Genomic DNA, 22,862 nt, shown 5'->3' with positions numbered 1-22,862 from the left:
CACTCCGTTTCTGTCCGCTGGAAACGCCAGGTACGATTCCTAAGCGGCTGGCAGAGCTGCGCACTCAGGCTCAACACTTCATGTTACCTGCCAGGCGTCAACGAAGTTACCCCAGGGTGGTCAAGCCTAGGCCGGTCAAATACCCCAAAAAGAAAGCGGGAGGGCTTAACTGACTGGCATTAGGGCAAGCCCGCTCCCACACAAGCCCGCTCCCACATTTTGATTTGAGCGCCCCTACTGCCGGGCAAAATCCACGGCCTTCTGGAACTGCTCGTCCGTCGGCCGAATGCCGGTGTACAGCACGAACTGCTCCAGGGCCTGGATCGCGATCACTTCCAGCCCGGTAATCACCCGCTTGCCCTGGGCCCTACCCCGCACGATCAGCGGCGTTTCGGCGGGGATCGCCACCACATCGAACACGGTATCGGCCGCCTCAATCGCGTCGGCCTCGAATGCCAGGTCCTGCGCCTGGGCGCCGCCGGTCATGCCGATCGGCGTCACGTTGACCAGCATCTGCGGGCGCGCGTCCCCCAAGGTCGCCTGCCACTGATAACCCAGGTTCTGCGCCAGGGCCCGGCCCGCCGCTTCATTGCGCGCAACGATCAGGCCATGGGCATAGCCACCATCGCGCAAGGCGCTGGCCACGGCCTTGGCCATGCCGCCGCTGCCGTGCAGGGCGAAGGTCGACTCCTTGGGCACCGCGTGTTTTTGCAGCAGTTGTTCGATGGCGATGTAATCGGTGTTGTAGGCCTTGAGGTGCCCGGCGGTATTGACGATGGTGTTGATCGAGGCGATGGCGCGGGCCGAGTCGTCGAGTTCATCCACCAGTGCGATGCAGGCTTCCTTGAACGGCATCGACACCCCACACCCCCGGATACCCAATGCACGGATCCCGGCCACGGCGCCGTTCAAGTCCTGGCTGCTGAAGGCCTTGTAGTAGAAGTTCAGCCCCAACTGCTCATACAAATGGTTATGAAATCGCAGGCCGAAATTGCCTGGGCGGGCCGACAACGACATGCACAACTGGGTATCTTTATTGGGGTTCATCAGCATCGGTGATTCCTTTTTCAAGTAGGCAAACCGGTACAGACCTTACACAACCTTTACCGAGTCGCGGTGCTGTTTTCCTGAAATACGTTGTCTTAAAAGTATCCCCGCGACAATCCTTGAGTCTATTGATTGCAGACCACAAGCGCTGGGGCCAACCGAGGAAAGACCATGATGCGTAAAATCCCCAGGATCGCCTTGCTGATCGGTGCATTTGCTGTAGCCAGCCAAGCCTTCGCCCATGGTGGCGGTTGGGGTGGCCCGGCCGTATTGGGTGCGGTGGTCGGCGCAGCCGTAGTGGGCTCGGTAATCGCCAGCCATGATCGGCCGGTGTATGTGCAGCAACAACCGGTGTATTACCAACCACCGCCGGTGTATGCCGCCCCTCCACCGGTCTATTACCAGCCGGCGCCGGTATATGTGCAACAGCCGGTGTATTACCGCCCGGCGCCCGTGTATTACGGGCCACCACGCGGCTACTATGGTCCGCCCCGCGGCTATTACAGGCGCGGCTGGTAAGCCCGGCAGAAAAAGCCCCCCACACCAGGCGGGGCTTTTTTATGGACCCGGTCTGGATAACGCTCGCCAAAGTCGTTATGGGGACAACGCTGGCTGCTGAATCTGACACGATTAAGGCCAAAGTACACTTGCCCAACCGGGGGCCGCGCTGTCATGTTTATGTCACGCAACACTCTCACTATTGAAACTGTCCACCTATAACAGGTCATAACAACAAGGACGACCCAGCATGCCCACACAAAACCCGCACCGTGCCGCCGGCCTCTGCACGTCAAGCAAGGTCTATAGCGCCCTGACCGAGCTCAAGCACCTGGAAGGCCATCGCAGCGCCAAGTTTCTCGCGCTGCTGGCAGAAAACCTGGTCCGCAAGGGCCTGCTCAATGAGCAGGAAGTGCTGAACATGCTGGACCAGGTGGTTGATTGAGCCCCCTGCCGGCGCAGTCTCGATAGCAGTGATGTTGACTATCGAGCAGGGTGATTTTCCCTCGGCGCCAACCCGCCGTAAGGTGACCTCCATCAGCAATGGAGGTCGATATGCCCACTATCCAGATCATGTCCGTCGTCGGCAGTGCCGTCCCCGTCCCCCTGCGCCAGCGCGGCTTGCTCGCCTGCTGGTACCTGGTACGCGACGGTGAAGCCATCAGCGGCCCCCTGACGTCGCTGCCCGATGCCCAGGCCCTGTCACGCAAGATGGCCCACCGCTTCTCAGCCTAGGGCAATGGTAGGCGCACTCGGGGTTTGGTTTCGACAAACAGTGCCCAACTGGAAATAAACAGCGCGGCAATCAACGGCCCGATGACAAAACCGTTGAGGCCGAAGACCGACAGGCCGCCCAGGGTCGAGATCAGGATCAGGTAGTCCGGCATTTTGGTGTCTTTGCCCACCAGGATCGGGCGCAACACGTTGTCCACCAGGCCGATCACAAACACCCCGAACAACGCCAGCACCACCCCTTGCCAGATCGAACCGCTGAGCAGGAAGTAGGCGGCCACCGGCCCCCACACGATCCCTGCGCCCACGGCCGGCAGCAACGACAGAAACGCCATCAATACCGCCCAGAGCAACGCGCTGGGGATATCCAGGAACCAGAAGATCAGGCCGCCCAACGCGCCCTGGGTCACCGCCACCAGCACATTGCCCTTGACGGTCGCCCGCACCACGCGGTTGAACTTGAGCTGCAGGCGACGCTTTTGCGGCTCGGCCAGCGGCACCGCCGTGCGTACTTTGCGCACCAGGTCGGGACCGTCGCGCAGCAGGAAGAACAGCAAGTACAGCATGATGAAAAAGCTCACCAGGAAATCAAAGGTGCCCTGGCCAAAGCTGAATGCCTGGCTGGCAAAGAACTGGCTACCCTGCATCGCGCCCTTGACGATTTTCTCGCGCAGGCCTTCCAGGTTGCCCATGCCGAAGCGGTCCAGCAGGTGCTGGAAGTACGGTGGCAGGAAGTTCTTGAATTGTTCGAGGTAGCCCGCCACATCCAATCTGCCGCTTTCAACGTTCTTGTACAGCGTCGCGCCCTCCTGCACCAACAAGGCGCTGGTGATGATCACCGGCAAAATCGCGATCACCAGGCACACCATCAAGGTGCACAGCGACGTGAGGTTGCGGTTCCAGCCAAACTTGAGCTGCAAGCGCCGCTGCATGGGCGCAAAGATGATCCCGAGGATGATCGCCCAGAACACCGCGCCATAGAACGGCAACAGGATCCAGAAGAACGCGAGGGTCACCATGACCAGCAGCAACAGCAGGGTTTTGAATTGCAGATTCGTTTGGTTCATGTCCGATCCATGCCAGAAAAACGCCGGGCGCCCAGCGCGCCCTGTTGCTTAGTCCACCGCGTATCCGGCGAGTGCCATCTTTATTTCTACAGCGTAGACCCAGATCAATAACCGCCTGGCCCGGCTCGGCTACCCTGCCGCCCTTTTGCGACCCCAATCCCCATGCCTCCTGTCCTCGCCCCCGAATTGCTCGCCCCCGCCGGCACCCTGAAAAACATGCGCTATGCCTTTGCCTACGGCGCCGATGCGGTCTACGCCGGCCAGCCGCGCTACAGCCTGCGGGTGCGCAACAATGAATTCGACCACGCCAACCTGGCCCTGGGCATCGCCGAAGCGCAATCCCAAAGCAAGCGTTTTTATGTGGTGGTCAATATCGCGCCGCACAATGCCAAGCTGAAAACCTTTCTCAAGGACCTGGAACCGGTGATCGCCATGGGGCCGGACGCGCTGATCATGTCCGATCCGGGCCTGATCATGCTGGTGCGCCGGCACTTCCCGCAGATGCCAATCCATCTGTCGGTGCAGGCCAACACGGTGAACTGGGCCAGCGTCGAGTTCTGGCAGCAGCAAGGCATCTGCCGGATCATCCTGTCGCGGGAGCTGTCCCTGGAAGAAATCGCCGAGATCCGCCAGCACGTGCCGGCCATGGAACTGGAAGTGTTTGTGCATGGCGCGTTGTGCATGGCCTATTCCGGGCGCTGCCTGTTGTCGGGGTATATGAACAAGCGCGATGCCAACCAGGGCACCTGCACCAACGCCTGTCGCTGGAAATACCAGGCCACCCCGGCGGCCGAAAACACCGTAGGCGATATCGTCCAGCAGTATCAGCCCGAGCCGACCCTGGGCCTTGGTGCGCCCACCGACCAAGTGTTCCTGCTGCAAGAGGCCAACCGCCCGGATGAGCAGATGCCGGCCTTCGAGGACGAGCACGGCACCTACATCATGAACGCCAAGGACCTGCGGGCGGTGCAGCATGTGGAGCGCCTGACACAGATGGGCGTGCACTCGCTGAAAATCGAAGGCCGCACCAAATCCCACTTTTATGTGGCGCGCACCACCCAGGTGTACCGCCAGGCCATTGATGACGCGGTGGCCGGTCGCGCGTTCGACCGGGGCTTGATGACCAACCTCGAATCCCTGGCCCAGCGCGGCTACACCGAAGGTTTCCTGCGCCGCCATGTGCATGACGAATACCAGAACTACCAGAACGGCAGCTCCGTCTCCGAGCGCCAGCAGTTTGTCGGGGAGTTGACCGGGGAGCGACGCGGCGAACTGGCCGAGGTCAAGGTGAAGAACCGCTTTGCCGTGGGCAATCACCTGGAATTGATGACCCCGGCGGGGAATTTCCATTTTGATTTGGGGATGATGCACAACGCCAAGGGTGAGGCGATTGAGGTGGCACCGGGGGATGGGCATACGGTGTATGTGCCGGTGCCGCTGGAGATGGATATCGGGTTTGGGTTGTTGATGCGGGATGTGTAGCGGCCTTTAGGGCCCCATCGCGGGCAAGCCCACTCCCACATTTTGACCGTGTTCACCGATCAAATGTGGGAGCGGGCTTGCCTGCGATGGGGCCAGAACCAGCACTGCAATTGCCAGGTCAGAGCCTGAACTGCCCCACCAGCTCCCATATTTTGAACGGTGAATACATTCAAATGTGGGAGCTGGCTTGCCTGCGATGGCACCCGAACCAGCACCGCAATTGCCAGGTCAGATCCTGAACTGCCCCACCAACTGCCCCAACCGCTGCCCCAGGTCCGCCAGGCTGCGCGAGGTCTGCGCGCCCTGCTGGGTCTCGTCCGCCACGCTGTCCACTGCCACGGCAATCTGATGCACGCTGCGGTTGATCTCTTCAGCCACGGCGGTTTGCTCTTCGGCGGCGCTGGCGATCTGCGCGTTCATGGTGTTAATGGTGCCGATCAGTTGCGCCATGGTGTCGAGGGACGCCCCGGCCTCGTTGGCCTGGGCCGAGGTGCCGTCGCCGGCATCGCTGGAGCGGCGCATGGATTCCACGGCCGCCTCGGTGCCCTTTTGCAGGCGGTCGATCATGCCCTGGATTTCCTGGGTGCTTTGCTGGGTGCGGCTGGCCAGCGCGCGGACTTCATCGGCCACCACCGCAAACCCACGCCCGGCCTCACCGGCCCGGGCCGCTTCGATCGCGGCGTTGAGCGCCAGCAGGTTGGTCTGCTCGGCAATCGAGCGGATCACCCCGAGTACGCTGACAATCGACGACACGTCCTGTTGCAGGCTGTCCAGGGACACGCCACTGCTGCGGATATCACTTACCAGCGCATGGATCTGCGCGATGCTGCCATCCACCACACGTTTGGCGGCCTGGCCTTCGGCGTCGGTCTGCTGCGCCGCCACCGCCGCACTCTGGGCACTGCGTGCCACTTCATGGGCGGCGGATGACATTTCATTGATCGCGGTGGCCACCTGGTCGGTTTCCTGGCGCTGGCGTTCCATGGCCTGTTCCGAACGGTGGGCCTGCTCGGACACCTGGCTGACCAGCCCGGTCAGTTGCGCAGTCATGTCCGTGATCTGGCGCACCAGGCCGTGGATCTTGTCGACAAACCGGTTGAACGATCCCGCCAGTTCACCCAGTTCGTCCTGACTGGTGATGGCCAGGCGCCGGGTCAAATCACCCTCACCGGCGGCGATGTCATCGAGGTTAACCTTCATCAGGTGCAAGGGCCGCAGGATGGCATTGGCCAGCACCATGCCCACTGCCGCGATCAGCAACAGCAACACCGCCGCGATGCCAACGATGCTCAACAGCACCCCTTCCATGCGCTCGTTGACCTTGGCTTCCACTTCGCTGACCAGGGCGTCGATCCCGTCGAGGTTGACTGACGTGCCGATCACCATGTCCCACTTGGGCAGGTATTCGGTGTAGCCGAGCTTGGGCACCAGTTCGGTTTGCCCCGGCTGGGTCGAGCTGTATTGCAGGTAGTGGCTACCGTCCTTGCCGACCTTGACCAGGTCGCGGTTGACGTAGACGCCGTTGGGGTCGCGGTTGTCCTTGAAGCTCTTGCCTACGCCTTCGGGGCTGTTGCCCTTGAACAGGCGAATAGTCTCGGAGTCGTAGCCGAAGAAGTAACCGTCCTTGCCGTAGGTGGTATTGGACAGCAGCTTGACCACTTGCGCCCGCGCCTCTGTATCGCCAGGGGCGGCGGCGTCGTACAGCGGCTTGATGGTGGTCATCGCCACTTCGACATAACTTTGCAGGGTGGCCTTGGCGTTGTTGAGCAGGCGCTGGCGGGTTTCGGCTACCTCGGTGCGCGCCTGTTCCTTGAGGATCCACACGGTGGTCAGGCTGATGACCACGGCAAACAACAACACCGGCAGTACGGCGAGGGACAGGACTTTGGCCTTCAGACTCAGACGCATGGATCTTCTCTCTTTTAGGGCAACGTTAAGAGGTTAACGGCCCTAAAAGAGAAAACTGTAGGAAGCTCGTTGCTACAGAGTCATCGCGGCCAACCAGCCAAACACCAGCAACGGCAGGTTGTAGTGCAGGAAGGTCGGGACCACGGTGTCCCAGATATGGTGATGCTGGCCGTCGATATTCAAACCCGAGGTCGGCCCCAGGGTCGAGTCCGAAGCTGGCGAACCGGCGTCACCGAGGGCCCCGGCGGTGCCGACGATGCACACAATGGCCAGTGGGCTGAAGCCCAGTTGCACACACAACGGTACAAAAATCGCGGCGAGGATCGGCACCGTGGAGAACGACGAGCCAATGCCCATGGTCACCAGCAGGCCCACCAGCAACATCAACAGCGCCCCCACGCCACGGCTGTGGCCGATAAAGGCGGCGGAGGACTCCACCAGGGTCTGCACCTGGCCGGTGGCCTTGAGCACTTCGGCAAACCCCGAGGCGGCGATCATGATAAAGCCGATCATCGCCATCATCTTCATGCCTTCGGTAAACAGATCATCGGTGTCGCGCCAGCGCACGATGCCCGACACCGAGAAGATCAGGAAACCCGCCAGGGCACCGACGATCATCGAGTCCAGCCACAACTGGATGATAAACGCCGAGGCAATGGCCAGCCCGGCCACCAGCAGGGTCAGCGGGTTGTAATGCACGGCCACCTGCTCGACCCGCTCGATCTTCGCCAGGTCGTAGACGCGCTTTTTGCGGTAGCTGATAAACACCGCCACCAACAGGCCGAACACCATGCCCAGCGCCGGGATGCCCATGGCCTGGGTGACATTGACCTGGCTGATATCCACCCCGCTCTTGGCGACATTGGCCAGCAGGATCTGGTTGAGGAAGATATTGCCGAAGCCCACCGGCAGGAACATGTACGGGGTGATCAGGCCAAAGGTCATGACGCAGGCGATCAGGCGCCGGTCAATCTGCAGCTTGGTCAGCACATACAACAGAGGTGGCACCAGCAGCGGGATAAAAGCGATATGGATCGGCAGGATGTTCTGCGAGGCAATCGCCACCGCCCCCAGCAGGCAGATCAGCAACCACTTGACATGATTACCACCGCTGGCCTCCTGACGCCCCACCAGCAGCAGGGCCTTGTCCGCCAAGGCGTGGGCCAGACCGGACTTGGCAATCGCCACGGCGAAAGCGCCGAGCAACGCGTAGGACAGCGCCACCGTGGCACCGCCGCCCAGGCCGCTGTTGAACGCGCTGAGCGTCGCGTCGATCCCAAGACCTCCGGTCAAGCCACCGACCAGGGCGCCGACGATGATCGCGATGACCACATGCACGCGGGACAGGCTCAGCACGAGCATGGTGCCGACTGCGGCGATTACTGCGTTAATCATGGTTACCTCAAGACAGAAACACACGCCCGGGCCTCGCCCGCCGGGTTATTGGCAGCCTGGGCACAAGCAAAAAAGGAGTTTTATTAGAGGGCGCGCACTTTGCAACAGCGGGCGCGTCATGTCAAAGAACGACGTCGCCCACAGATTCAATCGAACGTATGAATAAAGAAAAAAGCTGCCCGGCCGATACGGTGGATCATCTCTGTCGTAACGAAAGGTTAAGGATCTCCATGTCGCTCAGGCAGCTGTCCATTCAATGGAAAATCACCCTCCTCGCCGGCCTTTGTCTGTTGGGGATCGTAACCTTGCTGGTGGGTCTTTCGCTGTACCGCATGGACCAGAGTTCGCAACGGGTCAAGGCCTCCAGCATGGACATGCTCGACGTCGCAGCCCAGGCGCGGATCGAAGCCCAGGGCGAAGTCCAGGCACTGGGCATTCGCCAGCAGTTTATGGACGCCTACCAATATGGCCATGGGTTTTCGCGCCAGGTGCTGTTTTTGCGCGAACAGGCCGAGAAGCGCTTCCTCGATGCCTTCGACCTGCGTGAAGACCTGACCCGCCAGGTCAAGGCCGCCCTGCAAGCCAACCCGGACCTGCTGGGCCTGTCCCTGGTGTTTGAAGCCAACGCCTTGGATGGCAAGGATGAGCTGTTCGCCGGCCAACCGGAGCTGGGCAGCAATGAAAGGGGACGCTTTGCCCTGTACTGGTCGCAGCCGACACCCGGCACGCTGACCTCGATGGCGCTGCCGGAAAGCGATATGGCCGACACCAGCGTCGGCCCCAGCGGCGAGAAGGCCAACACCTGGTTCACCTGCCCGCGTACCACGCTCAAGCCGTGTGTGATCGAGCCGTACTTCTATGTGATCGACGGGCGCAACGTCTTGCTGACCAGCATCGTGTTCCCGCTGACGGTCAATGGCAAAGTCATTGCCTCGCTGTCGGTGGACATCAACCTCAACAGCCTGCAGGCGGTCAGCCAGAACGCCAGCCGCAAGCTGTATGACGGCCAGACCAGCGTCAGCATCATCAGCCCGGTGGGTTTGCTCGCCGGCTACAGCCCGGATGCCAGCAAGCTCAGCCAGCGCCTGGACAGCGTGGATACCGCCAGCGGCGCGCAACTGATCAGCGCCATGGCCAACAGCACCCAGACCCACAGCCTGCGCACCGATCATCAACTCAAGGTGCTGGCACCGTTCCAGCCCATCCCCAATGGCAAGTCCTGGGGCGTCTTGCTGGATGTGCCGGAAAAAGTCCTGGTCGGCCCCGCCGAAGCCCTCAAGGCCGAACTGGATGCCGACAACACCCGCGGCACCCTGCTGGAACTGGGTCTGGGCCTGCTCGCCGCCATCGTCGGCCTGCTGTTGGTATGGCTGATGGCCCGCAGCGTGACCCGGCCGATCCTTGGCGTGGCCCATATGCTGGAAGATATCGCCAGCGGCGAAGGCGACCTGACCCGGCGCCTGGCCTACGACAAGCGCGACGAGCTGGGCGAACTGGCCAGTTGGTTCAACCGCTTCCTCGACAAACTGCAACCGATCATTGCCGAGGTCAAACGCTCGGTGCAGGACGCGCGCAGCACCGCCGACCAATCGGCGGCGATTGCCAGCCAGACCAGCGCCGGCATGGACCAGCAATACCGCCAGGTCGACCAGGTGGCCACCGCCTCCCACGAAATGAGCGCCACCGCCCAGGACGTCGCGCGCAGCGCCGCCCAGGCGGCACACGCGGCACGGGATGCCGACCAGGCCACCCGCGAAGGCCTGACCGTGATCGACCGCACCACCACCAGCATCGGCCACCTCGCCGCCGACATGAGTACGGCGATGGCCCAGGTCGAAGGCCTGGCGGCCAATAGCGAGCAGATCGGTTCGGTGCTGGAAGTGATCCGCGCGATAGCCGAACAGACCAACCTGCTGGCGCTCAACGCCGCCATCGAAGCCGCCCGCGCCGGTGAGGCCGGGCGCGGTTTTGCGGTGGTCGCCGATGAAGTGCGCAACCTCGCACGGCGTACCCAGGAATCGGTGGAAGAAACCCGCCAGGTGATCGAGCAGTTGCAGAGCGGCACCCAGGACGTGGTGAGTTCCATGGGCAACAGCCATCGCCAGGCCCAAGGCAGTGTCGAGCAAGTAGGCCAGGCAGTGACGGCATTGCGCCAGATCGGCGAGGCGGTGACGGTGATCAGCGACATGAACCTGCAAATCGCCAGCGCCGCCGAGCAGCAAAGCGCGGTGGCCGAGGAGATCAACAGCAACGTGGCGAGCATTCGCGACGTAACCGAGTCGCTGTCGGGCCAGGCCAATGAATCGGCGCGGGTCAGCCAGACGCTGAACAGCCTGGCCAATCAGCAGCAGGGGTTGATGGATCAGTTCCGGGTCTGATGGCGCTTTAAAATGCGTGGGGCCTGGTGCTGGACGCGCCGTCCAGCTCACAACTCCACAACTCCAACGCCGGCCGGCTCGCGTGTGGCGGGCCGAGCCAGGCACTCATCCACTGGCAACGCTGGTTGAAGCACAGCTGATAATCCCCGGCCTCGGGGGTTCGCCCCACACGCAGGGGTTGCAAGGGCGGCAGCTGGCGCTGGTAGTGCCAACTGCCCTCGCGCAGCTCGGCGCCGTCCGGGATTTCCATGCCAGCCCCGGAACCCTTGACCCGCGCCTCGCCCAATACCAGCCCCGCAGGCGTCACGCGGTAATCCTCTTCCCAGCGCACTTTCTCAACGGTATGGGTCCAGGCCAGGGTGAAGGCCGGCGTGGGGAGTTGCGCCCAGACCACACCGGCCAAGCCCAGGCACACACCGATCACGCAGTGGCCACCTGAGCACGGCGGGCACGCCAGCAGTGCTGGGCGATCAACAGCACGGCCAGGGCGAAGCCGATTTCATCACTTAACGGCGTCGCCAGGATCAGGCTGGCACCGGCGACAAAGCCCAGCACGCGCTCCCAGCCATTGAGCCTCGTCAGCAGGTAACCGGTGAATACCGCGCCCCAGATGCCAATGGCCAGCAGCGCCTTGGCCACCACGTAGAGTGTGGCCAGCAGGCTGTCGCCCTGGAGCATCAGCGCCGGCTCGTACACCGCCATAAAGGGCACGACAAACCCGGCCACGGCGATGCGGATCGCCCACAGGCTGATCTTCAGCCCGCTTGCCCGGGCAATCGGTGCCGCCGCGAAACAGGCCAGTGCCACCGGTGGTGTGAGGTCCGCCATGATGCCGAAATAGAACACGAACATATGCGACACAATCAGTGGCACCCCCAGGTCCAGCAGGGCCGGTGCGGCAATCGAACTGGTGATGATGTAGTTGGGAATGGTCGGGATGCCCATGCCCAGCACCAGGCAGGTCAGCATGGTGAGCACCAGTGAGAGGAACAGGCTGTCCTGGCCAATGGCAAGGATGTAGCCGGCGAAGGTGGACGCCACCCCGGTCAGCGACACCACGCCGATGATCACGCCCACCAGGGCGCAGGCGACCCCCACCGGCACGGCATGGCGCGCCCCTTCTACCAGTGCGTGCAGGCAAAGGGTCAGGGTGTCACGGCCGCCCTTGATAAACCAGCACACCGCCACCAGCAGCGCCACGACGCCGAACACCATACCGATACCAAGCCGGAAGAACCCCGCGCAAAGCACGCCCAGGGCAATCCAGAAAGCCAGGCGCATGCCCCTGGACGAGACGCGCAGGATGATCGCCGAGCCCAGGATCACGATGGACGTCAGTGCCAGGCCGACCATGCCCGAGAACAGCGGTGTGCGCCCGGAGAACAGCAGGTAGATCAGCACTAACAACGGGATCAGCAAGTACCAGCGCTGCTTCACCGCCGCCCAGGGATTGGGGCATTCAGCCTTGGGTAGGCCACGCAGGTTGGAGCGCCGGGCTTCCAGGTGCACCATCCAGAATACCGAGCCGAAGTACAGCAACGCCGGCACCAACGCGGCCTTGGCCACCTCGAAGAACGGCACGTTGATCGTCTCGGCCATGATAAAGGCCACCGCGCCCATGATCGGCGGCATGATCTGGCTGCCCATCGACGAAGTCGCTTCCACGCCGCCGGCAAACGCCGATTTATAGCCAAAGCGCTTCATCAACGGGATGGTGAACTGGCCGGTGGTGACCACATTGGCCACGCCCGAACCGGTAATGGTGCCCATCAGCGCCGATGACACCACCGAAACCTTGGCCGGGCCACCGAGCTTGTGGCCGAACAGGCCCATGGCGAAATCGGTGAACAGCTTGATCATCCCGGCCTGTTCGAGAAACGCGCCGAACAGGATAAACAGGAAGATGTAAGTGGCTGATACATAGGTTGGCGTGCCATACAGCCCCTCGGTGCCAAAAGCCAGTTGGTTGACGACCTGGTCGATGGCGTAGCCGCGGTGCATCAGGTCGCCCGGCAGGTACTGGCCAAACAGGCCGTAGGCCAGAAACAGCGCGCAGATCAGCGGCAGGGCAATGCCCATCACCCGCCGCGCGGCTTCAAATACCAGCACGATCAGCACCAGGCCTATGGCCATGTCGCTGCCCGTCAGGTCGCCGGAGCGTTGGATCAGGTCGGCCTCGAAGTACCACTGGTAGAACGCCGTGGCCATCCCGGCCAGCCCCAGCAGCCAGGCCAGCGGCTGCCAGGGCTGGGCCTTGCCCCGCGCCGGAAAACACAGAAACACCACCAGCAGCAGAAAGCCCACATGCACAGCCCGCAGAATCTGGCTGGAGACCGGGTGGAAGGCGGCGGTGATGACCTGGAAGGTGGAAAACAACAGCGCGACATAAAACAGTGCCCTGGGCCAATCCCTGGGGTTGGCAGCGAGGCTTTGGTCTTGCTCACTCATGGAGGTACTCCCACGTTACAACGTCGATAGGCCCACAAAACCTGGCACGCGGCGTACACAGGTTTTATCGCAGCCTCGGCATGCATCCGCAACGGTGGGTGCCGCGTACAGCACCCACCTGCCGCTTACAGAGCGCCCACTTCCCTGTAGAAACGCTCGGCCCCCGGATGCAGCGGGATCGGCAAGCCCTTGGCCGCGCCTTCCAGCTGGATATCCTTGGCGGCCGAGTGGGCATTGCCCAGGCGATCGAGGTTGTCGAACATGAGTTTGGTCATCTGGTAGGCCACGTCATCAGGCACACCGTTATGGCTGACCAGAAGGTTAGTGATGGCCACGGTCGATACATCGCTGTCCTGGCCGTCGTAAGTGCCCGCCGGGATCGTGCCCGCCTGGTAGGCCACGTTGTCGATCCTGGCGATGACATCCGCTGGAATGGCAACGAAGGTGAGCGGCAGGGTCGCGGCCAGGTCACGGATCGCCGCCATGCCCAGGCCCGAGGACTGCAGGGTGGCATCCAGTTGGCGGTTCTTGATCAACTCGACCGACTCGGCGTAAGGCAGGAACTCGACCTTGCCCATGTCTTCGTAGCTCAGGCCAGCGGCCTTGAAGATGGCGCGGGCGTTCAGCTCGGTGCCGGACTTCGGCGCGCCAACCGAGATGCGCTTGTTTTTCAGGTCGGCCAGGGTGTTGATGCCGGACTCCTGGCTGGCAACGATCTGGATGTAGTTGGGGTAGGTGCCGGCAATCGCCCGCAGTTTTTTCAGGGGGGTCTTGAAGCCGGCGTCTTCCACACCGCTCCAGGCATCGGCCACCGAATCACCGAGGGCAAAGGCCAGTTCGCCGCGACCGGTTTGCAGCAGGTTGAGGTTTTCTACCGACGCCTTGGTGGCCTGCACCGAGGTCTTCGAGCCTTCGATACCGTTGCTGTACAGCTGCGACAGGCCCACGCCAATCGGGTAATACACGCCGCTGGTGCCCCCGGTCAGTACGTTGATAAAGGTCGGGGCGGCGAGTGCCGCAGAGCTGACGGCAAAGGTTGCCGCAACAGCAAACACGCTGAAACGCTTGGTCATTCCCATGGAATTCACCTTTTTATCGTTCTTATTCGGCGCCGAGCAAGCGAGTGCCCGGCTGACAAGTGCTCCGGCAGATACCGTACCTTGCAAGAGCGAAAACCTGCTCGGCATGGCCAGCCAGGTGGCTGTTATAAGCGAAATTGTCCCGTCAGGCGTTACAAGAAAAGCCTTGTTGCAAATCACTACACACCGACACCAAGGTGCCCATCAGACCTGGCGTCGGGGCAACTCGATCAGCACCTTGAGCCCGCCCAGTTCACTCTCGTGCAACTGCAAGGTGCCCCCCCACACTTCGACGATATCCCGCACGATCCCCAGACCCAGGCCATGGCCATCGGTCTGCTCATCCAGGCGGGTGCCGCGGCTGAACACCTGGCTGCGCTGGGCCTCGGGAATCCCCGGCCCGTCATCCTCGACCCGCAACTGAAAACAGTGGAGCGCCTCGTCGAGGCTCAGGCGCACCTCGGCATCCGCCCATTTGCAGGCGTTGTCCAGCAGGTTGCCCAGCAGTTCCAACACATCTTCACGGTCCCATGGCAGTTGCAGGCCAGGGCGTACGTGGTAGCTCAGGTCCAGGTGCTCGCCGTGAATCATGCGCAGGGTTGCCAGCAGGCCCGGCAGTTCGCTGTCGCAGTCGAACAGCGCGCCAGGCAGGGTTTCACCGGCCAGGCGGGCACGGTTGAGTTCGCGGTTGAGGCGTTGCTGCACCTGCTGTAATTGGTCGCGCAGCAGCTTGACCAGTTGTGGCTGGTCCTTGAGCTGTTCGCTGGAGGCCACGCTCAACAGCACTGCCAGGGGGGTTTTCAGGGCATGGCCAAGGTTGCCCAGGGCATTGCGCGAGCGCTTGAGGCTGTCTTCGGTATGGGCCAGCAGGTGGTTGATCTGCGCCACCAGCGGCTCCAGCTCCACCGGCACCTGGGTATCCAGCTGCGAGCGCTGGCCTTGCTGCAGTTGCGCAATCTGTTCGCGGGCGGTTTCCAGCGGGCGCAAGGCCCGGCGCACGGTGACCCGTTGCAGGACCAGGATCAGCAGCAACGCCGCCAGCCCGAGGACCAGGCCAACCTGGCGCATCAGATGGAAACTTTCCCGCACCGGCGTGTAGTCCTGGGCCACGCTGATGGAGATCGACTGGCCAAAACGCTTGTAGTCCGAACGCAGGACCAACAGTTGCTGGCCTTCCGGGCCCAGTTGCAGGTTGCCCTGCAGGCCGACCTGGGGCAGTTGCGGCAGTTCCTGGTCCCACAGGGAACGGGAACGCCAGTGGCTGTCGCTGAAGTCGATGCGAAAATAGTGCCCGGAAAACGGCCGCTGATAGGCCGGTGACAAGCGCTGCTCATCCAGTTGCACGCCGCCAGGGCCGCGTACCAGGGCCACCAACAGGTTTTCGCTGTCGTTGCGCAAACCCGATTCCAGGTAGCGCTGCAAGCCCATTTCAAACAGCCACAGGCTGGTTTGCGCCAGCACCAGGCCGACAATCACCATCACGCTGATCAGCCCCAGGCTCAACCGCCGCTGGATCGACCTCACGCGGGGCTGGCGCCAAAGCGGTAACCCTGGCCACGCCGGGTTTCAATCACACTGCGCCCGAGCTTGCGCCGCAGGTGGTTGACGTGGACTTCGAGGACGTTGGAGTCGCGCTCGGTCTCACCGTCATACAAGTGCTCGGCCAGATGGCTTTTCGACAGGATCTGTTCGGGATGCAACATGAAGTAGCGCAACAGGCGAAACTCGGCAGCGGTCAGTTGCACCTCGGCCCCGTCGCGCAGCACGCACTGGCGGCCTTCATCCAGGTGCAAGCCCGCCGCCTGCAAGGTCGGCTGGTTGGCCTGGCCATGGGAGCGCCGCAACAGCGCCTGGATGCGCAGGTACAGCTCCTCGGGGTGAAACGGCTTGCTCAGGTAGTCATCCGCCCCGGCCTTGAGCCCTTCGATGCGCTCGGCCCAGGAGTCGCGGGCGGTGAGGATCAACACCGGGATCGCCAGGGCGGCGGCGCGCCATTGGCTCAACACCTCAAGCCCCGACAGCCCGGGCAGGCCCAGATCGAGGATGATCAGGTCGTAAGGCTCGCTGCGCCCCTGGTACACCGCGTCGCGGCCGTCCGCCAGCCAATCCACGGCATAGCCCTGGGCTTTGAGCCCGGCCATCAGTTCATCGGCCAACGGTACGTGGTCCTCCACCAGAAGCAGGCGCATCAGTCATCTTCCTCGTCTTTAAGCAACGCGCCGGTGGTCGCGTCCAGTTTGATTTCCCGGACCACGCCATCGGCGGTCACCAGCTCCACCTCATAGGCATACCCGCCGTTTTTGCTCTCAAGATCAGCCTCCAGCAACCTGGCGCCGGGATGCCGCGCCATGGCCTGCTGCAACAGCAGCTCAAGGGACAGGATCACCCCTTGTTGGCGCAGCTCCAGAGCTTCATCCTGGTTGAGGTCCCGGGCAGCCACCACCGAGCAAAAGGCCAGGAGCACCAGCGCCAGTCGACTGCCGGTGCGTAGATTTACCTTCATTACGTATCCTGATGATCCTTGAGGACTTGCCCGGTAACAGCGTCCAATTCCACATCCCACTCGACGCCTTGGGCATCGCGCAGCTCAACCTGGTAAATATACTTGCCGTACTCCTGCTCCAGCTCGGTTTCATGCACGGTGCCACCGGGATGTTTGGCCAGGGCGGCGGCATTGAGCTTCTCGAAAGACTGGATGGTACCAGCGTCACGCAATCTCAGCGCTTCATCCGGCCCCAGGTCCCGCGCCTGGGCCAGGCCGGTAGTGAGGGCGATGATACTGGCGGCGATAATGGCTGTGAGGGTTTTCATGATGATTCTCCATTTCCGGATGTTTTGCCTACGGCCCCCACAGTACGGGTCACAACTTAACTGAAACTGAATTGCCACCATGGCAATTGTCCCACAACACCTTGCCTGACTCCGGGGAAAATTTCCTATACTGCCCTGCTCGCCTGCACAGAGACCGGTATGACGGCCATCCACATCAAGTTCCCAGCCCTAACAGTCAAGGCTGGCCAGCGCGCCTTTTCACGCATTCGCGAGCAAGGGCTGGCGCCTGCGGACGTGGGCATTCTGCCCGGCGCGGCCGGTGGCCCCAAGGCCTTGGGGATTCAGGGCCTGGACCTGGCGCTGTTCGGGGACTGGCTGGCACGCGCGCCCCGCGAGCGCTCGCTGATTGGCGCGTCGATTGGTTCCTGGCGCTTTGCCAGCGCCTGCCTGCCGGACCCGGTGCAGGGCCTGCTCGACCTCGGGCGCCTGTACAACGAGCAACGCTTTGCCAAGGGCGTGACCATGGCCGAGGTCAGCCAGAGCTGCCAGCGCATGCTCGATGACCTGCTGGCCGGGCGCGATGCGACGCTTTTGGATAACCCGCACTACCGCCTGAATATCATGGTCGTCAAAAGCCATGGCCTGCTGGCCGACGATCATCGCGGGCGCCTGGGCCTGGGCCTGTCCTCGGTGATTGCCGACAACCTGCGTGGCCGGGCACGGCTGTCCCGGCACTTTGAACGGCTGATCATCCACGACCCGCGCCAGGCCCCGCCGCTGCACCCACTCAAGGATTTCCCTTCGCGTTTCCTCGACCTGGAACTGGGCAACCTGCGCCAGGCCTTGCTGGCGTCCGGCTCGATCCCCATGGTGATGCAAGGTGTGCGCGACTTACCGGGCGCCGGTGCCGGCACCTATCGCGATGGCGGCCTGCTGGACTACCACCTCGACCTGCCCTACCACGGCCATGACATTGTGCTGTACCCACACTTCACCGACCGGGTCATCCCCGGCTGGTTCGACAAGAGTCTGCCGTGGCGGCGCAGTAGCCCGCAGGGTTTGCAGGATGTGTTGCTGGTGGCCCCGTCACGGGACTACCTGGCCCGCCTGCCCCACGGCAAATTGCCGGATCGCAGCGACTTCAAACGTTTTATGGGGGATGACACGCGCCGCAATCAGTACTGGCAAACCGCGATGAGTGAAAGCCAGCGCTTGGGCGATGAGTTCCTGGAACTGGCCGATAACGGCCGATTGGGTGAACGCCTGGCCCCCCTCTGATCCGCCAGTGCGCGCAGTGCGCCAGCCAAGCTGTTAAACTCGCCGCCTGCCAGACACCTGACCGAGCTGAAAAACACCGTGGAAATTTTCAAAGATTCCACGGTAGACTCTCGCCTAAAACCCCTCAGTATCACTAACACCCTCCATCCCCCCAAAGCATGAAACATGCGTGTACCACTCAGTACCGCGCAATACCTTCCCATTGGCATTTTCTTAGTACATCATCCAGTACATCGGGAATATTTTTCAGAGGATGTACTAGTGGCTCTCACGGATACCGCAGCCAGGCAGGCAAGGCCAAAGGACAAGGCGTACACCCTCCCCGACACACTCGGGCTATCCCTATACGTGGCCGCCAGCGGAATAAAGAGCTGGCACTTTCGGTTCACATGGCTTGGCAAGCAGGCGAGGATTTCTTTTGGGACATACCCGGACACGGGCCTAAAGGAAGCGCGCTCACGAAGAGATGAGGCGCGGGAAGATATTGCACGCGGAATTGATCCGCGTGAATCGAGGAAGGAAAAGAAGGCGGGATTGATTGAGGCCGGCAGTCGAACGTTCCGCAGGATCTACGACGAATGGCTGGCCTTCAGAAAGGGAAGCATCTCTCCAGGCACCTATCGAATCATCAGCAACCTGATGGAATTGGATGTACTGCCAGTCTTCGGTAGCCGGCAGATCGACTCTATCAAGCGATCAGATGTGATCAGCCTGATCCGAAAGATTGAAAAGCGCGGCTCCGTCGTTACCGCGGTGAAGGCTCGGCAGCGCATGGGCCAGGTTTTCAGCTACGCCATTGCAACGGGGATCATAGAGTCGAACCCAACCGCTGAAATGCATGCTGTAACCGAAAAGGGTGCTCAGAGCAGCCACCACCCATTCCTACCGATGAGCGAGCTACCTAAGACCATTGCGGCCATTCATCAGAACATTACGAGCTATCAGCTCCGATCTGCAGTAATGCTTATGATCTACACCGCGTCTCGCCCGGGCGAGGTCAGGCAGATTGAGTGGTCTGAAATCGATCTTGATGCAGCGACATGGATAACCCCTGCGCAAAAGATGAAGGCTCGCCGCGAACATGCGGTGCCGCTGTCGACCCAGGCCGTGGAACTCCTGAGGGGGATGCTTCCAATATCTGGCAATCTTCGATATGTCTTCACCAACAGAAGCGACTCTACAGCCCCGATCGGCATCAACTACGCCAGTAACGTCATGGGTACATGCGGGCTTACAGGGAAGCAGTCCCCACACGGCTTCCGCCACCTATTCTCCACCGAGATGAACGGGCGCGGGTACAACCGTGATTGGATTGAGAGGCAGCTTGCTCACGCCGATAGCAGCTTCATAAGGGACGTATACAACCACGCGGCCTATATTGAGCAGCGCCGTGAAATGATGCAGGAGTGGGCTGATCTGGTGAGCGCAGAACTGCTTCAACCACCCAACCCATCATAGGCCCGCTCGCACGTCACTCCACGGCCTCGGCTTTGATCAGCATCTGCCGCCAAGTCTCCCGCTCTTTGATCAGCGCGCTTGAGCACGTCGGCAAACACCATGACGGCGCGGGTAGCTGCCTGGCTTGCGGCGGCAGTGCAGGAATGGTCGCCGGCTTGACTGGCTGCGACTCTACCGGCAGTTGCGTCGGCTGCGTCCCGCAAGCTGCGATCATCGCGAGAAGCGGCAGCATCAGCAAATGCCTGATCAATGACTTTCTGGCCATCCTGGATCACCTTGTTGATTGTCTGTTGCCGGGCCTGCTCTTTGGCGCGCTCGGTGGATTCGTTGAGGGCCTTCGCTGCGGCGTCCCATGTATCCCGGGCGTTCCACTTTGCCTGCCACTCTTCATTGGTGACCGACTGGCCGTGGCTATATGCCAGGAGCAGGCCGATCAGGACGACGGCCACCGCTGCTATATAAGGAAGGATTCGCAGCCAGAGAGCGTTCATGCCAGAACCTTCAGCGCAGTGTTATAGAAGGCAACGCGCTCAGCCAGGCCGTTGACGCCGCCGTTGATTCGCCGGGTGATCATCTCGAATGAACCCGAGTCAGCCAGCTTGTTCAGGTCGCGGGAGTTCCAGAACCAGGCTGCAGACTTCGCCGCCCACTCGGCCTGCTCTAGCAGTTCAGGTGTACGAAGCAGCCGGTCATCACCGAATAGCGCCTTACTGCACGCCAGGTAGTTGTCGCGCCCAGTGATCTGGATCAGCCCTCTCCCGCGGTACTTCTGACCGTCACCGTCAGCCTCTGGCGTATTACCCAGGCGCTTAGCCAGGGTTCCAGTGTCGTACTTGCTTAGGTACTGGTCGCCGCCAAGTTCTCGAACGTACCGGAACTGGCCCGACTCATGCCCGACCTGGGCGATGAAAGCTGCCATGCGCAGCTTGGTGTTGATCTGGTAGCGGTCCATGGCCAGGCTCAGCGCAGATGCAAAAACGCCGGCTTGGCGGCCGGCGTTCGGGAGGATGCGCAGCAACTGCTGCTCGGTGATCGGCATGCTTTTCTCCAGGCAAAAATAAACCCGCTCGATGGCGGGCACAAAATCTCAAACGTAGCGGGTATCACTTATCTGGCCTTCGACCCTGACACGCACGGCGTTCGCTTGTAGAATCCGGACCGAAATCAATTTGCCCCCGGCCGCGCCGGAGAAAGGGAAGTCATGCATAGCAAAAACACAGTGTATCGGCCGGACATCGACGGATTAAGAGCGATAGCCGTTTTATCGGTTGTTATTTTTCATGCTTTCCCCTCAATTTTAAATGGAGGGTTTATCGGTGTAGATATATTTTTTGTTATATCAGGGTATCTGATATCAAGAATACTATTCTCAAACCTAGACAACGACAAATTTAGCCTTCTTGATTTCTACAGCAGAAGAATAAACAGAATTTACCCCGCACTTATACTGGTATTAATTACATGTCTTACCTTCGGCTGGATATCATTATTGGCTGATGAGTATATGCAGCTTGGAAAGCATACCGCAGGAGGAGCAGGATTCGTTGCAAACCTAGTCTTTTGGAGCGAGACAGGTTACTTTGATAATTTATCTGACACAAAGCCTCTTCTGCATTTGTGGTCCCTAGGGATTGAAGAACAGTTTTATATTATATGGCCAATCCTATTGCTTGCAATATGGAAGTCAAAAATTAATAGACTATCAATAATTATAATACTTGCATCAGCTTCTTTTTTAATAGGATTAATTACTATTAAGAGCGATTCGTCTGCGGCATTCTACTCGCCACAAAGCCGATTCTGGGAGCTTCTTATAGGCTCTATTATTGCATATTTCTCTATGTACAGACCTGCAAAAATATTCAGTCATCGACTATTAACATACAACATTTTTGCAAAATACATATATCGGAACCAAAATACACAGCCATTAGAAATCCTGAGAAACGCACAGTCGATACTTGGTATTTTAATGATAATGGCAGGCATCTTTTTTATCACAAAAGAGAGCTTGTTCCCTGGATACTGGGCATTACTGCCAACAGTAGGAACAGCGCTTATTATTAGTGCTGGGCCCAATGCATTAATTAATAAGCATTTACTTTCAAACAAAATAATGGTTTGGATAGGTTTAATCAGCTTTCCGCTTTATCTATGGCACTGGCCTATTCTTTCTTTTATCAGAATAATCGAAGCTGATACGCCAAGCGCACAAATAAGAATATCCGCTTTAGCTGCGTCAATCCTACTTGCATGGGCGACGTACGCACTTATTGAAAACCCTCTTAGACTTAATGTAAAAAGAAAAAGCAAAACAGCGATTCTATTTTTTTTAATGCTGGCTACTGGCCTGTCCGGATACTTGATTTACAAAGAGCAAGGGGTTTCTGATAGGCAGGTAAGGAAAAATCTTATTAATAAATCCAACGACCTAAACAAATATGAAATAGCAAGCTGCCTAGATAAAAACATAAAGTACAAGGAAATGAGCTGGTGCAACAAGATAGACAATAATAAAGACGAAGAATATATACTATGGGGAGACAGTCATGCGGAGCATCTATTCCCTGGACTTAAGAGCGTAAAAAATAAAAACTGGCTTTTGATTGGCCGGAACAGCTGCCCACCAATATTAGGCGTAAAGGCATGGGTATCAAACAAATCAAAATACGAATGCGAAATAGCTAACAACAACTCTATAGATTTAATAAAATCCAGCAATGCCAAAATCGTTGTACTTGCATCTCTAGGCGGAGTATATCTTTCTGATAAGGGAGTGGCGCCAGAACACAAGGGAATAAATGACAACAACCCTAACAGTCGATACATCATCGGAGAAACCAATGATGTTAGCAATAAGAAGGCTTTATTTGCTGAGGGTCTAAAAAAGTCTGTGCAAGAGCTTATTTCATCAGGCAAAAAAGTAGTGTTAGTGAAGGATACACCTGAATTCCTAATAAGCCCAAGAGCTTGTGCAACAAGGCCTTTCAAGATTAGCAAGCCGGACTGCAGCATATCCCGCTCAAGTTTTGAGGGACGAAACAAACAATATGATGATATATTGCAAGATATAGCTTCAGTAAGTAAAAACGTTCAGATTTTTGATGCTTCATCGCTATTTTGCGACAAAACAAAGTGTTATTCCAGCGACAATAGCGATATTTTCTTTCGTGACGGGCACCACCTTAGCAATTCAGGAAGCAAGATTGTAGCCACCAAACTTACTGAGTTTATCGAACACAAATTCAAATAGTTATTAAATAGGGGCGCAGCTTGCGCCCCTATTTAAATAAAAGCCATGCGACAAACCACTTTCATAA

The 22,862-nt window shown here is 59.7% G+C and carries 21 protein-coding genes and 2 pseudogenes; 9 read left to right on the top strand and 14 right to left on the bottom strand.

What is annotated here, in order from left to right; all coding sequences use genetic code 11:
- Positions 1 to 173 (top strand): annotated as a pseudogene (locus BLL38_RS30740) (IS4 family transposase); the annotation flags it as partial.
- 61 nt (positions 174 to 234) lie between these two features.
- On the opposite strand, the gene BLL38_RS23235 reads toward BLL38_RS30740, so the two are convergent.
- Complete coding sequence (locus tag BLL38_RS23235; protein WP_076964486.1) at positions 235 to 1,053, bottom strand: shikimate 5-dehydrogenase; 819 nt, start codon at positions 1,051 to 1,053, stop codon at positions 235 to 237.
- Between the two features lie 165 nt (positions 1,054 to 1,218).
- On the opposite strand from BLL38_RS23235, the gene BLL38_RS23230 reads away from it, so the two are divergent.
- From BLL38_RS23230 to BLL38_RS23220, 3 genes are all read left to right on the top strand, one after another.
- Positions 1,219 to 1,566 carry a hypothetical protein gene (locus tag BLL38_RS23230; protein ID WP_076964485.1) on the top strand — a complete coding sequence of 116 codons (348 nt, stop codon included), beginning with the start codon at positions 1,219 to 1,221 and terminating at the stop codon, positions 1,564 to 1,566.
- 229 nt (positions 1,567 to 1,795) lie between these two features.
- Entirely contained in the window at positions 1,796 to 1,990 is a 195-nt protein-coding gene (locus BLL38_RS23225; protein WP_076964484.1) for a hypothetical protein, read from the top strand.
- 110 nt (positions 1,991 to 2,100) lie between these two features.
- Positions 2,101 to 2,280 carry a hypothetical protein gene (locus tag BLL38_RS23220; protein ID WP_076964483.1) on the top strand — a complete coding sequence of 60 codons (180 nt, stop codon included), beginning with the start codon at positions 2,101 to 2,103 and terminating at the stop codon, positions 2,278 to 2,280.
- Here the strand turns inward: BLL38_RS23220 and BLL38_RS23215 are convergent.
- On the bottom strand, positions 2,277 to 3,344 hold the full coding sequence (locus BLL38_RS23215; protein WP_076964482.1) for an AI-2E family transporter: 1,068 nt from the start codon (positions 3,342 to 3,344) through the stop codon (positions 2,277 to 2,279). The two genes, BLL38_RS23220 and BLL38_RS23215, sit on opposite strands and share 4 nt — an antisense overlap.
- A 162-nt stretch (positions 3,345 to 3,506) precedes the next feature.
- Between BLL38_RS23215 and trhP the strand changes: the two genes are divergently transcribed.
- Positions 3,507 to 4,826 (top strand): prephenate-dependent tRNA uridine(34) hydroxylase TrhP, encoded by a 1,320-nt coding sequence (trhP, locus tag BLL38_RS23210; RefSeq protein WP_076964481.1) that lies wholly within the window; start codon positions 3,507 to 3,509, stop codon positions 4,824 to 4,826.
- Between the two features lie 228 nt (positions 4,827 to 5,054).
- On the opposite strand, the gene BLL38_RS32025 is transcribed toward trhP, so the two are convergent.
- The 3 genes and pseudogenes from BLL38_RS32025 to BLL38_RS23200 form a co-directional block, all read right to left on the bottom strand.
- Positions 5,055 to 5,810: a methyl-accepting chemotaxis protein gene (locus BLL38_RS32025; protein WP_373562116.1), complete on the bottom strand. Its 756-nt coding sequence runs from the start codon at positions 5,808 to 5,810 to the stop codon at positions 5,055 to 5,057.
- A 102-nt stretch (positions 5,811 to 5,912) separates the two neighbouring features.
- Positions 5,913 to 6,734 (bottom strand): annotated as a pseudogene (locus BLL38_RS32020) (cache domain-containing protein); the annotation flags it as partial.
- A gap of 72 nt (positions 6,735 to 6,806) precedes the next feature.
- Positions 6,807 to 8,126, bottom strand: coding sequence for a Na+/H+ antiporter family protein (locus tag BLL38_RS23200; RefSeq protein WP_162493917.1), 1,320 nt, complete (start codon positions 8,124 to 8,126; stop codon positions 6,807 to 6,809).
- A gap of 233 nt (positions 8,127 to 8,359) precedes the next feature.
- Between BLL38_RS23200 and BLL38_RS32110 the strand changes: the two genes are divergently transcribed.
- Positions 8,360 to 10,507, top strand: coding sequence for a methyl-accepting chemotaxis protein (locus tag BLL38_RS32110; RefSeq protein ID WP_076964478.1), 2,148 nt, complete (start codon positions 8,360 to 8,362; stop codon positions 10,505 to 10,507).
- 7 nt (positions 10,508 to 10,514) lie between these two features.
- On the opposite strand, the gene BLL38_RS23190 is transcribed toward BLL38_RS32110, so the two are convergent.
- The 7 genes from BLL38_RS23190 to BLL38_RS23160 form a co-directional block, all read right to left on the bottom strand.
- The gene (locus BLL38_RS23190) at positions 10,515 to 10,931 is read right to left on the bottom strand and encodes a DUF1850 domain-containing protein (protein WP_076964477.1); all 417 of its coding nucleotides are present in this window, start codon (positions 10,929 to 10,931) and stop codon (positions 10,515 to 10,517) included.
- A complete protein-coding gene (locus BLL38_RS23185; RefSeq protein ID WP_076964476.1) occupies positions 10,928 to 12,955 on the bottom strand; it encodes a TRAP transporter permease in 2,028 nt (675 codons plus the stop codon). Before BLL38_RS23185 ends, BLL38_RS23190 begins: the two co-directional genes overlap by 4 nt.
- 125 nt (positions 12,956 to 13,080) lie before the next feature.
- A complete protein-coding gene (locus tag BLL38_RS23180) occupies positions 13,081 to 14,034 on the bottom strand; it encodes a TAXI family TRAP transporter solute-binding subunit (RefSeq protein ID WP_076964475.1) in 954 nt (317 codons plus the stop codon).
- 204 nt (positions 14,035 to 14,238) lie between these two features.
- Positions 14,239 to 15,558, bottom strand: a complete 1,320-nt coding sequence (locus BLL38_RS23175) for an ATP-binding protein (protein WP_076964474.1) — start codon at positions 15,556 to 15,558, stop codon at positions 14,239 to 14,241.
- Positions 15,555 to 16,223 carry a response regulator transcription factor gene (locus BLL38_RS23170; RefSeq protein ID WP_076964473.1) on the bottom strand — a complete coding sequence of 223 codons (669 nt, stop codon included), beginning with the start codon at positions 16,221 to 16,223 and terminating at the stop codon, positions 15,555 to 15,557. The genes BLL38_RS23175 and BLL38_RS23170 overlap by 4 nt, the downstream gene beginning before the upstream one ends.
- A complete protein-coding gene (locus tag BLL38_RS23165) occupies positions 16,223 to 16,537 on the bottom strand; it encodes a PepSY domain-containing protein (protein ID WP_076964472.1) in 315 nt (104 codons plus the stop codon). Before BLL38_RS23165 ends, BLL38_RS23170 begins: the two co-directional genes overlap by 1 nt.
- A complete protein-coding gene (locus BLL38_RS23160; RefSeq protein WP_076964471.1) occupies positions 16,537 to 16,845 on the bottom strand; it encodes a PepSY domain-containing protein in 309 nt (102 codons plus the stop codon). Before BLL38_RS23160 ends, BLL38_RS23165 begins: the two co-directional genes overlap by 1 nt.
- A 159-nt stretch (positions 16,846 to 17,004) precedes the next feature.
- On the opposite strand from BLL38_RS23160, the gene BLL38_RS23155 reads away from it, so the two are divergent.
- Both BLL38_RS23155 and BLL38_RS23150 read left to right on the top strand, forming a co-directional pair.
- Entirely contained in the window at positions 17,005 to 18,084 is a 1,080-nt protein-coding gene (locus tag BLL38_RS23155; protein WP_076964470.1) for a patatin-like phospholipase domain-containing protein, read from the top strand.
- 261 nt (positions 18,085 to 18,345) lie between these two features.
- A complete protein-coding gene (locus BLL38_RS23150; RefSeq protein ID WP_076964469.1) occupies positions 18,346 to 19,542 on the top strand; it encodes a tyrosine-type recombinase/integrase in 1,197 nt (398 codons plus the stop codon).
- Here the strand turns inward: BLL38_RS23150 and BLL38_RS23145 are convergent.
- Both BLL38_RS23145 and BLL38_RS23140 read right to left on the bottom strand, forming a co-directional pair.
- The gene (locus BLL38_RS23145) at positions 19,521 to 20,033 is read right to left on the bottom strand and encodes a DUF2514 family protein (RefSeq protein WP_076964468.1); all 513 of its coding nucleotides are present in this window, start codon (positions 20,031 to 20,033) and stop codon (positions 19,521 to 19,523) included. The genes BLL38_RS23150 and BLL38_RS23145 overlap by 22 nt on opposite strands.
- Positions 20,030 to 20,581 carry a glycoside hydrolase family 19 protein gene (locus BLL38_RS23140; RefSeq protein ID WP_076964467.1) on the bottom strand — a complete coding sequence of 184 codons (552 nt, stop codon included), beginning with the start codon at positions 20,579 to 20,581 and terminating at the stop codon, positions 20,030 to 20,032. The genes BLL38_RS23145 and BLL38_RS23140 overlap by 4 nt, the downstream gene beginning before the upstream one ends.
- Positions 20,582 to 20,743: 162 nt before the next feature.
- On the opposite strand from BLL38_RS23140, the gene BLL38_RS23135 reads away from it, so the two are divergent.
- Complete coding sequence (locus BLL38_RS23135) at positions 20,744 to 22,795, top strand: acyltransferase family protein (protein WP_076964466.1); 2,052 nt, start codon at positions 20,744 to 20,746, stop codon at positions 22,793 to 22,795.
- Positions 22,796 to 22,862: the final 67 nt, after the last annotated feature.

The sequence above is a fragment of the Pseudomonas gessardii genome (assembly GCF_001983165.1).
Taxonomy (GTDB): domain Bacteria; phylum Pseudomonadota; class Gammaproteobacteria; order Pseudomonadales; family Pseudomonadaceae; genus Aquipseudomonas; species Aquipseudomonas gessardii.
This window is presented reverse-complemented; position numbering and strand designations above follow the sequence as displayed.

What these genes read in the sequence shown, in the direction of transcription:
- BLL38_RS23145 (WP_076964468.1), bottom strand. Translation starts at nt 20,033, where the DNA reads ATGAACGCTCTCTGGCTGCGAATCCTTCCTTATATAGCAGCGGTGGCC.
- BLL38_RS23235 (WP_076964486.1), bottom strand. Translation starts at nt 1,053, where the DNA reads ATGCTGATGAACCCCAATAAAGATACCCAGTTGTGCATGTCGTTGTCG.
- BLL38_RS23180 (WP_076964475.1), bottom strand. Translation starts at nt 14,034, where the DNA reads ATGGGAATGACCAAGCGTTTCAGCGTGTTTGCTGTTGCGGCAACCTTT.
- BLL38_RS32110 (WP_076964478.1), top strand. Translation starts at nt 8,360, where the DNA reads ATGTCGCTCAGGCAGCTGTCCATTCAATGGAAAATCACCCTCCTCGCC.
- BLL38_RS23140 (WP_076964467.1), bottom strand. Translation starts at nt 20,581, where the DNA reads ATGCCGATCACCGAGCAGCAGTTGCTGCGCATCCTCCCGAACGCCGGC.
- BLL38_RS23220 (WP_076964483.1), top strand. Translation starts at nt 2,101, where the DNA reads ATGCCCACTATCCAGATCATGTCCGTCGTCGGCAGTGCCGTCCCCGTC.
- BLL38_RS23165 (WP_076964472.1), bottom strand. Translation starts at nt 16,537, where the DNA reads ATGAAGGTAAATCTACGCACCGGCAGTCGACTGGCGCTGGTGCTCCTG.
- BLL38_RS23215 (WP_076964482.1), bottom strand. Translation starts at nt 3,344, where the DNA reads ATGAACCAAACGAATCTGCAATTCAAAACCCTGCTGTTGCTGCTGGTC.
- BLL38_RS23185 (WP_076964476.1), bottom strand. Translation starts at nt 12,955, where the DNA reads ATGAGTGAGCAAGACCAAAGCCTCGCTGCCAACCCCAGGGATTGGCCC.
- BLL38_RS23225 (WP_076964484.1), top strand. Translation starts at nt 1,796, where the DNA reads ATGCCCACACAAAACCCGCACCGTGCCGCCGGCCTCTGCACGTCAAGC.
- BLL38_RS23135 (WP_076964466.1), top strand. Translation starts at nt 20,744, where the DNA reads ATGCATAGCAAAAACACAGTGTATCGGCCGGACATCGACGGATTAAGA.
- BLL38_RS23160 (WP_076964471.1), bottom strand. Translation starts at nt 16,845, where the DNA reads ATGAAAACCCTCACAGCCATTATCGCCGCCAGTATCATCGCCCTCACT.
- trhP (WP_076964481.1), top strand. Translation starts at nt 3,507, where the DNA reads ATGCCTCCTGTCCTCGCCCCCGAATTGCTCGCCCCCGCCGGCACCCTG.
- BLL38_RS23155 (WP_076964470.1), top strand. Translation starts at nt 17,005, where the DNA reads ATGACGGCCATCCACATCAAGTTCCCAGCCCTAACAGTCAAGGCTGGC.
- BLL38_RS23170 (WP_076964473.1), bottom strand. Translation starts at nt 16,223, where the DNA reads ATGCGCCTGCTTCTGGTGGAGGACCACGTACCGTTGGCCGATGAACTG.
- BLL38_RS32025 (WP_373562116.1), bottom strand. Translation starts at nt 5,810, where the DNA reads ATGGAACGCCAGCGCCAGGAAACCGACCAGGTGGCCACCGCGATCAAT.
- BLL38_RS23230 (WP_076964485.1), top strand. Translation starts at nt 1,219, where the DNA reads ATGATGCGTAAAATCCCCAGGATCGCCTTGCTGATCGGTGCATTTGCT.